We start from the raw sequence: 10,155 nt of genomic DNA on the forward strand, positions 1-10,155 counted from the left end.
TCGCAGGAGGGGCCCCGCGAACCCGGCACGAAAGCGGCCGAGGAGCGGACACGCCGGGCCTTCACCGCCTACTACCCCGCTTCGTATGTGACCTGCGTCCTATGGGACGGCTCACCGCCGGACCCCCCGGATCTCACCGATCGTGACCGGCCGTATCCCCCTCGGGGAGGGGATCCGGGGCGCAAACGCCCTCCCGCCCGAAGGAGACGGGGGCGTCGAAGGCGGCCTTCCGCGTGGCCCGCCGCAGCGCCTTCAGCAGGGTGGCCCCCAGGGCGAGGGTCAGGACGACGGTCAGCGCCGCCCGCCCCAGGTCCCAGCCCAGCGAGGTCGCCAGGCAGTACGCGACGAAACGCGCCAGGTTCTGCGCCACCGGGTCGCCCGGGTGGAAGGAGACCCCCTGGCCCATGCCCTGCAGGAGCACCCAGCCCTGGAGGTTCATGACCGTGCCGTACGCGAACGAGCCCAGGAACCCGTACGCCGCCAGCATCGCCAGCTCGGCCCGCCCCCGGATCCTCTCCGGGCCGGGCAGCAGCCCGGCGCCGAGCGAGAACCAGCCCAGAGCCAGCATCTGGAACGGCATCCACGGCCCGACCCCGCCGGTGAGCAGGGCCGACGCGAACATGGTGACGGAGCCCAGGACGAAGCCGAATCCCGGCCCGAGGACCCGGCCGCTGAGCACCATCAGGAAGAACATCGGCTCCAGGCCGGCCGTGCCCGCGCCGAGCGGCCTCAGGGCCGCCCCCACGGCGGCGAGCACGCCCAGCATCGCCACCGCCTTGGCGTCCATCCCCTGGTCCGCGATGGTCGCCACGACCACCGCCACCAGCAGGGGCAGCAGCGCCGCGAACAGCCACGGGGCGTCCTGGGAGTGGGCCAGGCCCGACTGGCGGTCGGCCAGCAGGGGCCAGCCGAAGGCGGCGATGCCGATCAGGGTGACGAGGACCAGGGCCGCGGCGGCACGCGGACCGACACGGACGGGGCGGCCGTGGCGGAGGGGGCGGGCCGGGCGGGCGGTGTCCGCGAGGCCGGGGCGAGGGTGGCCGTCCGGGAGGCCGGGGGCGGGGCGGTTCACGGGGTTCCTTCGAGGGCCGCGGCCACCTGGGACACCGTGAGCCAGTGCCCCGGGGCCAGGATCTTGGCCACCTGTGGGGCGAAGGCGGGGGAGGAGACGACGACCTCGGCCGTCGGGCCGTCCGCGACGACCTCGCCGCCCGCCAGGATCACCACCCGGTCGGCCAGCTCGGCCGCCAGCTCCACGTCGTGCGTGGCCAGCACGATGGCGTGCCCGTCCGCCGCGAGCCCGCGCAGCAACCCGACCAGCCGCGCCTTGGCCGCGTAGTCCAGCCCGCGGGTGGGTTCGTCGAGGAGGAGCAGGGCCGGCCGGCCGGTCAGGACCAGGGCGAGGGCCAGGGTCAGCCGCTGGCCCTCGGACAGGTCCCGGGGGTGGGTGTCGTCCGGTACGCCGGGCAGCAGGGCCGCGACCAGGTCACGGCAGGTCCCGGGGGCGGCGCCGGCGTCGGCGTCGGCCGCGGCGCACTCGGCGGAGACGGTGTCGGCGTAGAGGAGGTCGCGCGGCTCCTGGGGGACCAGGCCCACCCGGCGCACCATCTCCCGCGGCGGGGTGCGGTGGGGCGCACGGCCGGCGACGGTCACCTCTCCGGCCGCGGGGGCCAGGGTGCCGATCAGGGCTGCGAGGAGGGTGGACTTGCCGGCGCCGTTGCGGCCCATCAGGGCGACGGTCTCGCCGGGGGCGACCGAGAGGGTGACGTCCCGGAGCACCTCGGCACGTGCGCCGCGGCGCACGGAGAGGTTCCGCACGACGGCGGCCGGAGCGGCAGCGGCGGCCGACGGGTCGGCCGCGCCGGTCACGGGGGCGGGGCGGCGCCCGCGCAGCCGGGCGAACAGACCGGTGCCGGAGCGCCGGGTTCCCCCCTCCGGGGCCGGAACGGCGCGGTCCGGACCGACACCCTGGGCCGGGACGTGCGCCCCGGGCGCCGCCGGATCCCCGGCGTCCGGGGCTCCGGGGAGCAGCCGGCCGGGCTGCCCCGAGGCCGCCCGCGGCTCCGCCGCCGTGCCGGGCGCGGGATGCGGGGCGGGTCCTCCGGGCCGGGGCGGTCGCGCGGCAGGAGCGGCTCCGGCCAGGCGGGACCTCAGCGGAGCGGCCGCGCGGCGGGCGTCACGGACGGACAGCGGCAGGGGGGACCAGCCCGCCAGCCGGCCGAGGGAGACCACCGGGGGATGGACGGGGGAGACGGCCATGATCTCGGCCGGGGTGCCGACCACGGGGGCCGCGCCCGGGGAGGGGAGCAGCAGGACCCGGTCGGCGTACTGGACGACCCGTTCCAGCCGGTGTTCCGCCATGAGCACCGTCGTGCCCAGGTCGTGCACCAGGCGCTGCAGCACGGCGAGGACCTCCTCCGCCGCCGCCGGGTCCAGCGCGGACGTCGGTTCGTCCAGCACCAGGACCTTCGGGTGCGGGGTCAGGACGGAGCCGATCGCGACCCGCTGCTGCTGGCCGCCGGACAGGGTGGCGATGGGGCGGTCACGGAGTTCGTTCAGGCCCAGCAGGTCGAGGGTCTCCTCCACCCGGCGGCGCATCACCGCCGGTGGCAGGCCCAGCGACTCCATGCCGTACGCCAGCTCGTCCTCCACCACGTCCGTCACGAAGTGCGCCGGCGGGTCCTGGCCCACCGTGCCCACCACGTCCGCGAGCTCCCGCGGCCGGTGGGTGCGCGTGTCGCGCCCCGCGACCGTCACCCGCCCCCGCAGGGTGCCGCCCGTGAAGTGCGGGACCAGCCCGGACACCGCCCCGAGCAGGGTGGACTTGCCCACCCCGGACGGACCGACGAGGAGGGTGAGCTCCCCCTCGGGGAGGGTGAAGTCGGCATCCCGGAGGGAGGGGTGCGCGGCGCCGTCGTAGGTCACCGACACCTGCTCGAAGCGGATCACTGCGCGGACTCCTCGGACGGTACGGGTGCCACGAAGGCGGGAAGCAGGCCGATCAGGACCGCCGCCGCGGGCCACAGCGGCAGCGTCGGCGCGACCAGCGGGACCACGCCCGGCCGCAGCCCCTCCGGGTCCAGCGAAGCGGCCCGGACCAGCAGGGCCGCCACCGCCGCCCCCGACCCGGCGACGAGCCAGGCCCGCGCCCCCCACCGGTCGGGCCGGTAGCGGGTCCGGACGCTGCGCCGGCCGCCCAGGCGCAGCCCGGCCAGGGCCAGGACCAGCCCGATGCCGAGCACGGGCAGCCCGTACGCGGCGCCCTCGGCCGCGAGCAGCCCGTACGTGCCGGCGCACATGCCGAGGAGGCCGCCCAGGGTGAGCGCGTTGGTGGTGTGCCGGACGGCGGCCGGGACCCGGGCCGTGCGGCCGTAGCCGCGCGCGTCCATGGAGGCGGCGACGGCCACCGAACGCTCCAGGGCCCCCTCCAGTACCGGCAGCCCGATCTGGAGGACGGCCTTCACCCCGCCGGTGGGCCGGCCGCGCAGCCTGCGCGCGGTGCGCAGCCGGGCCACGTCCGCGACCATGTTCGGCGCGAACGTCATGGCGACGACGACCGCCACGCCCACCTCGTACAGGGCGGCGGGCAGCGACTTCAGCAGCCGCGCCGGATTGGCCAGGGCGTTGGCGGCGCCGACGCAGATGAGCAGCGCGGCCAGCTTCGCGCCGTCGTAGAAGGCGAAGACCAGCTGTTCGGCGGTGACCCGGCCGCCGAGGCGGATGCCCTGCGCCCAGCCGGGCAGCGGGAGCTCGGGCAGCGTGACCAGGACGTGCGCGCCGGGGAGGGGGGAACCGAGCAGCACGGAGAAGAGGAGCCGCAGCCCGATGACGAAGAGGCCGAGCCGGACGAACGCGCCGTAGGAGCGGGCCCAGGGCGCGGCGGTGCGCCGGACGGCGACCACGTACCCGGCGACACCGACGATCAGCCCGAGGAGCAGCGGATTGGTGGTCCGGGAGGCGGCGGTGGCGAGCCCGAGGGCCCACAGCCACCAGGCCCCCGCGTGCAGGGCGTTGCTGCGCCGCGCCTCGGGAGCCCGCCAGCCCGTCCTCTTCTCGTACGTCGCCCCGCGCACCCCCCGACCGGCACGATCCGGGCCGGGCCCGGCCGGGGGTGCGTGCGTACCCGCGGCGCCGTGCGTCATCGCCCGCGGCGGCGGGACTGCCAGACGGCGGCCGCGGCGAGGGCGATCACGGCCGCGATGCCCGCGACCAGCCCCGCGGAGGGGCCGGAGCCCCCGCCGGCGGGCGCCGCGTCGGCGTTCGCCGGACCGGAGGACGCCGTGGGGGAAGCCGCCGGGGCTTTGGACCCGGAGTCCTCGATCGGCTCGCCGCAGCCCGTCCTCGGATAGCCGGAGATCCCGCACAGCAGGGCCGCACCGTTGTAGCGCAGCGGCTTCGCCACCGCTGCCAGTGCCTCGGCGGCGGTGGCCTCCGGGGCGACCTGGGCGCAGGCGGTGCGCGGGGCCTCCTGCGGTGGGCGCTCGCCGCCGGGCGCGTCCTCGGGGACCCCGAAGTCGACGACCAGGGCGACCCGCTTCCTGCCGTCGGCGGCGGCGGTGCCCGCGCAGACGGCCTCGAAGTCGGCGGCGGCGCGCGGCCGGGCCGCCTCGGCCGCCGCGTCCTTGCTGACCGAGAAACGGAAGCCGAGGACCGTGCCGTCCGCGGGCCGGGCCGTCGAGGGTCCCTGGGTGGCGTACGCCCAGTTGCCGCCCGCACCGTCCCAGAACGACCAGTAGCGGTAGCCCGCCGCGAGGGCGGGGGAGGCGGCGATCAGGGTCAGCAGCAGGCCCAGGAGCACGGCGGCCGCGGTGCGCGGACGGCGGATCACAGCTGGTTCTTCTTCCGGCGGCCGCTCAGCAGGATGCCGATGCCCATGCCGGCCGCGGCGCCCGCGCCGACGATCCACCAGATGTTCTGGTTGCCGGAACCGTTGCCGCCGTCGCTCTCGACCTTCTTCGGCTCGGTGTCGGCCGCCTGCGGGGCGGGGCCCGTGGCGTTCAGCGCGCCGACCAGGTCGGCGGAGCCGAAGGCCTTCGGGTCGGTGCCGGTGGCGTGTGCGACGAGGACCAGGGTGCCCAGCGCCGCCGGGTTGCCCTTGGACCAGTCGGCGGAGTTGTTCTTCAGCCACTCCAGCGCGCCCGCCGCCGCCTGCCGGTGGCCGGCCGCGGCCAGGGCGATCACGGCGTCGGCGGTGTTGCCGGTGTCGGCGGTGGGCTGGTCGGCGCCCGGGGTGACGGCCGTGAGGTGGCCGTCCTTCTTCAGGGCCTCGGCGAGGTGGCCGGCCGCGCCCTGCGCGGCGCCCGCCGGGTCGGTGGCACCCGCCGGGCAGGGCAGCGCGGCGGCGGGGGTGTCCGTGGCGGCGGGGTCGACGACCGCGCCCTTGCCGAGACCGGCCAGCACGGCGGCGGCCGTGGCGTCGGCGTTGGCGGGGAGCTTGCCGTCGGCGGCCTGGTAGCCGAAGGCGCCGCGGTCGGCGGCCGGCTCGGCGGAGCAGCCCAGCTGGAAGGCGAGCAGGCCGTCGTAGGCGGACTTGCCCGCCTTCGACTTGACCTCGGCCGGCTTCTCGCCCGCCACCGCGAGCGCGCTGACCACGATCGAGGTGGAGCTGCCCTCGCTGGGGGAGCCCGGGACGTAGGCCCAGCCGCCGTCCTCGTTCTGGACGGACTTCAGCCAGTCCACGCCCTTCTTGACCGCCGCGTCCTTCCCGCCGATCGCCTTCAGCGCCTGCACGGCGATGGCGGTGGCGTTGGTGTCGAACACGGTCGTCGCGTCGCAGGCCTTGGAGGCGTCCGCGCGGAAGGAGGCGAAGCCGCCGTTCGCGCACTGCTGGCCGGTGAGCCAGTCCACGGCCTGCGCGGCGGGCTTCTCGCCCGCCGTCTGCTGGGCGAGCAGCGCGATCGACTGGCGCCACACGCCGTCGTACGTCGGGTCGGCCTTGCCGAACAGGCCCGAGGGGACGACCGGCGGCGCGGACGGGGAGGGCGGAGCGGTGTCGGCGAGGGCTGCGGGGGCGGCGCCCACGCAGAGCACGGCGGAGGCGGCGAGCGCGGCGGCGCTGCGGCGGACGTTCATGGCGGGGCGGGTGCCTCTCGTGCTGGGGAGTCGGAGGCAGGCACACGCGGGCACCGGGCTCCGGCTCCGTTTACCTCGACGGTGCCGGCCGCCGGAGGCCCCGGCGGCACGAGCCGCGCACCTCCCGTACGGGGCATTCCGGCTCCCCGTCCCGCGGAGCGGGTTGGGTCACGGTTGCGGGTCAGCGCCGGATTCGCACCGGCTTCCCCCCGTACTGAGGTGTGGACGACGGCCCCACTCTACCGGCCCGTAGCCCACCGGTCCGGGGGCGGCGGGCCCCGGCGCCCCTTACCGGGCGGTGCCCCGCGCCCCTCACAGCGCCCGGTACTCCACCGGCTCGGTACCCGGTACCGCTTCTGCGCGGCCCTGCTTCACCAGGCGCCGCAGATGCGCCTCCGCTTCCGAGACGGCGATGTTCCGGGAGCCGTACGGGATCCGCTCCCACGGGCGGTTCCACTCCATCCGCTCAGCGAGCGCCCACGGGGTCAGCGGCTCGGCCAGCAGCCGCCACAGCCCGGTCAGCCGCTCCTCGTGGTGCTCCAGGAGCTCCCGTACGCGGGCGGGCGCGTCGGTGAAGGCGTGCTGGTGGGCCGGGAGCACCTCGGCGGGCTCCAGGCGGCCGATGCGTTCGAGGGAGTCGAGGTAGTCGCCGAGGGGATCGGTGACGCGGGTGTCCTCCGGGGCCTCGTAGAGGCCGATGTGCGGGGAGATCCCGGGCAGCAGGTGGTCGCCGGAGAAGAGCCGGCCGTTGCCGGGCAGGCGGGCCGGGTGCTCCTCCTCCAGGTGGAGGCAGACGTGGCCGGGGGTGTGGCCGGGGGTCCAGATCGCGCGGAGCCGGCGCCCGGCGAGCGGCAGCAGCTCGCCGGGGACGATCTCCCGGTCGGGGACGGCGGCCCGCAGTCCGGGCAGGGTCCGCAGCCGGCCGCTCGCCCGGGCCGCGCGGAGCGGGGCGACGTGCTCCTCGGGGGCTCCGGCGGCGGTCAGCTTCCCGCTCATGTAGTCGAACCAGACACCGGGCTCGGCGGAGCGGGTCCGCACGACCACCTCCGTGTCGGCGGCGTGCATGGCGATCCACGCCCCGGAGGCCTCCCGCACCTGCCCGGACAGCCCGTGGTGGTCGGGGTGGTGATGGGTGATGACCACCCCGTGCACGTCGGCGACGGCGAGTCCGAGCGCCCCGAGCCCGGCGGCGAGGGCGTCCCAGGAGGCGGGGTCGTCCCAGCCGGTGTCGATCAGGACGGGGCCGCGGTCGGTGTCGAGGACGTGGACGAGGGTGTGCCCGAGCGGGTTGTCGGGAATGGGGACCTTGACGCCCCAGACGCCTCCGCCGTGGTCGGTGACGTGCGGCTCGGCCTCTGGTGCGGCCTTCGGCGTGACCTCTGGCTTGGCCTCTGACATGAGGACTCCCTGGCTGGCTCACTGTGGATCGGTCGGGCGGTCGGGTGGTCGGGCGGTCGGGCGGTCGGTCGGTCGGGCGGTCGGGTGGTTGGCCGGTTGGACGGTCGGGCCCATTGGGCGCTGGATGAGAACGTGTTTCAGTAGTCGCCCAAGTCGACCATCTCCCCGGCTTTCTGACCAGTCCTCGGATCTTCGGAGCGGCCTCGTCCTGGCCGTGGACTCCTGGAACTAGAACTGGTATCAGTTCTGCGACACCGCGCGCAGCCTCAGGAGGCATCAGCCATGACCGAGCTCGTGGAACACGGACACCTGTTCATCGGCGGGGAATGGACCGAGCCGCTGGGCACCGACACCATCCGCGTCGTCTCCCCCCACACCGAGCAGGTCATCGGCAGCGTCCCGCACGCCTCCCGCGCCGATGTGGACCGGGCCGTCGCCGTCGCGCGCAAGGCCTTCGACGAAGGCCCCTGGCCCCGGCTCTCCCTGGACGAACGGATCGCCGTCGTCACCCGGATCAAGGACGCCATCGCCGTCCGGCACGAGGAGCTCGCCCGATCCATCAGCTCCCAGAACGGCTCCCCGTACTCCTGGAGCGTCCTCGCCCAGGCCCTCGGCGCGATGATGGTCTACGACTCCGCCATCAAGGTCGCCGCCGACTACCCCTACGAGGAGCGCCGCCAGGGCGCGCTCGGGCCGATCCTCGTGCGCCGCGAGCCGGTCGGGGTCGTCGCCGCCGTCATCCCCTGGAACGTCCCGCAGTTCGTGGCCGCCGCCAAGCTCGCCCCGGCGCTGCTCACCGGTTCCGCGGTGATCCTCAAGCCGTCGCCGGAGGCCCCGCTCGACTCGTACATCCTGGCCGACATCGCGCGCGAGGCCGGTCTGCCGGAGGGCGTGCTCTCCGTCCTGCCCGCCGACCGGGAGGTCAGCGAGTACCTCGTCGGCCACCCCGGCGTCGACAAGGTCGCCTTCACCGGCTCCGTCGCGGCCGGCCGGCGGGTCATGGAGGTCGCCGCCCGCAACCTGACCCGGGTCACCCTCGAACTCGGCGGCAAGTCCGCCGCCGTGATCCTGCCCGACGCCGACCCGGCCGCCGCCGTCGCCGGGATCGTGCCCGCCGCCTGGATGAACAACGGGCAGGCCTGCGTGGCCCAGACCCGGATCCTCGCCCCGCGCAGCCGCTACGAGGAGTACGCCGACGCCTTCGCGGCGGCCGCCGGAGCCCTCGTCGTCGGCGACCCGCTGGACCCGGCGACCCAGCTCGGCCCGCTCGTCGCGCAGCGCCAGCAGCAGCGGTCCCTGGACTACATCCGGATCGGCCAGGAGGAGGGCGCGAAGATCCTCACCGGCGGCGGCCGCCCGGCCGGCCTGGAACGCGGCTGGTACGTCGAGCCCACCCTCTTCGGCGACGTCGACAACTCGATGCGGATCGCCCGCGAGGAGATCTTCGGGCCCGTCGTCTGCCTGATCCCGTACGGGGACGAGGAGGAGGCCCTGCGGGTGGCCAACGACTCGGAGTTCGGCCTCAGCGGCAGTGTCTGGACCGCCGACGTCGAGCACGGCGTCGACTTCGCGCGCCGGGTGCGCACGGGCACCTTCAACGTGAACACCTTCAGCCTGGACATGCTGGGCCCGTTCGGCGGCTACAAGAGCAGCGGCCTGGGGCGGGAGTTCGGGCCGGAGGGGCTGAGCGAATACCTGGAGCACAAGATGATCCACCTCCCGGCGGGTGCGTGATGGGGGACCGCTGGCAGATCGAGGTGGACCGGGGGGTCTGCATCGGCTCGGGCATGTGCGTGAACCACGCCCCGGAGGCCTTCGCCCTCGACTCGGCCCGCCAGTCCCACCCCCGCTCCCCGGAGACCGACGCCAACGAACCCGCCCTGACGGCCGCCGAGGGCTGCCCGGTGGAAGCCATCCTGATCACCCTCGCGGCAACGGGCGAACCGGTGTTCCCGCCGGAGGACTAGGGGGCGGGGGGCGGGGGGCTGAGGGCCGGGCCGCGCGGGGGATGATCGCCCGCATGGGCAGAACGAAGTGGGCGGCCGGAGCGGCGGCCGGGGCGGTCGGGTTGGTCGGAGCGGGCGTCGCCGTGGTGGGCGGACTCCTGTGGTCCACGGCCGGGGACGACACCGACGACGGCTGGTTCCGGGTACGCGAGATCGGCCCGGCCGACGCCGGGGGAGGCCCCTCGCGCCCCTCGCGCCCTGAAGTGCAGGCCGGGCTGGCCGCCGCCGCCGCTGCGGCGGGCCTGACCCCGGGCACCCCCCACCCCGCGCAGGAGGGGTCCCTGACCGACTGCGTCGCCGACTGGACCGGCTCGGGCCCCGCCGACGCGACCCGGTGGCGGACGCTCGAAGCGGCCCTGACGGAACGCGGCTGGCGGGTCACGTCCCGCCGCGGCGGGCCGGCCCCCGGGACCTCCCTGGAGAACGGCTCCTGGAACCTGGTCGTCACCAACGGCGGTCTCCTGGACACCCTCTCCCTCGTGGCCCTGAGCGCCACCCCACCCTGCGAAGCGGCCTTCCGGCACGACGCGGAGACGCGGGGGGAGCGGGGGTAGGGGGGGTGCGTACGGGGGGCTTTGGGCGCTGGTCGGGGTCGGGGGTGGGCGGTGCACCCTTGGTCCGGGTCTGGGGAGGGCTGGGGGCGTCCCGCCAGTCCACTGTCCTTCCGTGTCGGGCCGGT

At 76.0% G+C, this 10,155-nt stretch carries 9 protein-coding genes; 3 read left to right on the forward strand and 6 right to left on the reverse strand.

Features of this window, described 5'->3' with window-relative positions; all coding sequences use genetic code 11:
- Positions 1-133: 133 nt before the first annotated feature.
- The 6 genes from ACZ5D2_RS40510 to ACZ5D2_RS40535 all read right to left on the reverse strand — a co-directional run bounded on the left by ACZ5D2_RS40510 (position 134) and on the right by ACZ5D2_RS40535 (position 7,470).
- Positions 134-946 carry an ECF transporter S component gene (locus ACZ5D2_RS40510; protein ID WP_371681286.1) on the reverse strand — a complete coding sequence of 271 codons (813 nt, stop codon included), beginning with the start codon at positions 944-946 and terminating at the stop codon, positions 134-136.
- Between the two features lie 122 nt (positions 947-1,068).
- Positions 1,069-2,949: an ABC transporter ATP-binding protein gene (locus tag ACZ5D2_RS40515; protein ID WP_371678708.1), complete on the reverse strand. Its 1,881-nt coding sequence runs from the start codon at positions 2,947-2,949 to the stop codon at positions 1,069-1,071.
- Complete coding sequence (locus ACZ5D2_RS40520; protein ID WP_371678709.1) at positions 2,946-4,073, reverse strand: energy-coupling factor transporter transmembrane protein EcfT; 1,128 nt, start codon at positions 4,071-4,073, stop codon at positions 2,946-2,948. The genes ACZ5D2_RS40515 and ACZ5D2_RS40520 overlap by 4 nt, the downstream gene beginning before the upstream one ends.
- Before the next feature lie 65 nt (positions 4,074-4,138).
- Positions 4,139-4,825 (reverse strand): SCO2322 family protein, encoded by a 687-nt coding sequence (locus ACZ5D2_RS40525; protein WP_468936709.1) that lies wholly within the window; start codon positions 4,823-4,825, stop codon positions 4,139-4,141.
- Positions 4,825-6,072: a prenyltransferase/squalene oxidase repeat-containing protein gene (locus ACZ5D2_RS40530; RefSeq protein WP_371678710.1), complete on the reverse strand. Its 1,248-nt coding sequence runs from the start codon at positions 6,070-6,072 to the stop codon at positions 4,825-4,827. The genes ACZ5D2_RS40525 and ACZ5D2_RS40530 overlap by 1 nt, the downstream gene beginning before the upstream one ends.
- 312 nt (positions 6,073-6,384) lie before the next feature.
- A complete protein-coding gene (locus ACZ5D2_RS40535) occupies positions 6,385-7,470 on the reverse strand; it encodes an MBL fold metallo-hydrolase (RefSeq protein WP_468936701.1) in 1,086 nt (361 codons plus the stop codon).
- A gap of 282 nt (positions 7,471-7,752) precedes the next feature.
- Here ACZ5D2_RS40535 and ACZ5D2_RS40540 point away from each other — a divergent pair, with 282 nt between their 5' ends.
- From ACZ5D2_RS40540 to ACZ5D2_RS40550, 3 genes are read left to right on the forward strand one after another with little or no spacing between them, the layout of a single operon-like run.
- A complete protein-coding gene (locus ACZ5D2_RS40540) occupies positions 7,753-9,204 on the forward strand; it encodes an aldehyde dehydrogenase (protein ID WP_468936704.1) in 1,452 nt (483 codons plus the stop codon).
- Positions 9,204-9,437, forward strand: coding sequence for a ferredoxin (locus ACZ5D2_RS40545; RefSeq protein ID WP_371678713.1), 234 nt, complete (start codon positions 9,204-9,206; stop codon positions 9,435-9,437). The genes ACZ5D2_RS40540 and ACZ5D2_RS40545 overlap by 1 nt, the downstream gene beginning before the upstream one ends.
- Positions 9,438-9,490: 53 nt before the next feature.
- Positions 9,491-10,030: a hypothetical protein gene (locus tag ACZ5D2_RS40550; protein ID WP_371678714.1), complete on the forward strand. Its 540-nt coding sequence runs from the start codon at positions 9,491-9,493 to the stop codon at positions 10,028-10,030.
- The last annotated feature ends 125 nt before the right edge of the window (positions 10,031-10,155 follow it).

The sequence above is a fragment of the Streptomyces sp. NPDC031479 genome, from assembly GCF_055581065.1.

Bases quoted from the DNA above. Each gene is read 5' to 3' on its own strand.
- ACZ5D2_RS40535 (WP_468936701.1), bottom strand. From the start codon at position 7,470: ATGTCAGAGGCCAAGCCAGAGGTCACGCCGAAGGCCGCACCAGAGGCC.
- ACZ5D2_RS40550 (WP_371678714.1), top strand. From the start codon at position 9,491: ATGGGCAGAACGAAGTGGGCGGCCGGAGCGGCGGCCGGGGCGGTCGGG.
- ACZ5D2_RS40530 (WP_371678710.1), bottom strand. From the start codon at position 6,072: ATGAACGTCCGCCGCAGCGCCGCCGCGCTCGCCGCCTCCGCCGTGCTC.
- ACZ5D2_RS40540 (WP_468936704.1), top strand. From the start codon at position 7,753: ATGACCGAGCTCGTGGAACACGGACACCTGTTCATCGGCGGGGAATGG.
- ACZ5D2_RS40545 (WP_371678713.1), top strand. From the start codon at position 9,204: ATGGGGGACCGCTGGCAGATCGAGGTGGACCGGGGGGTCTGCATCGGC.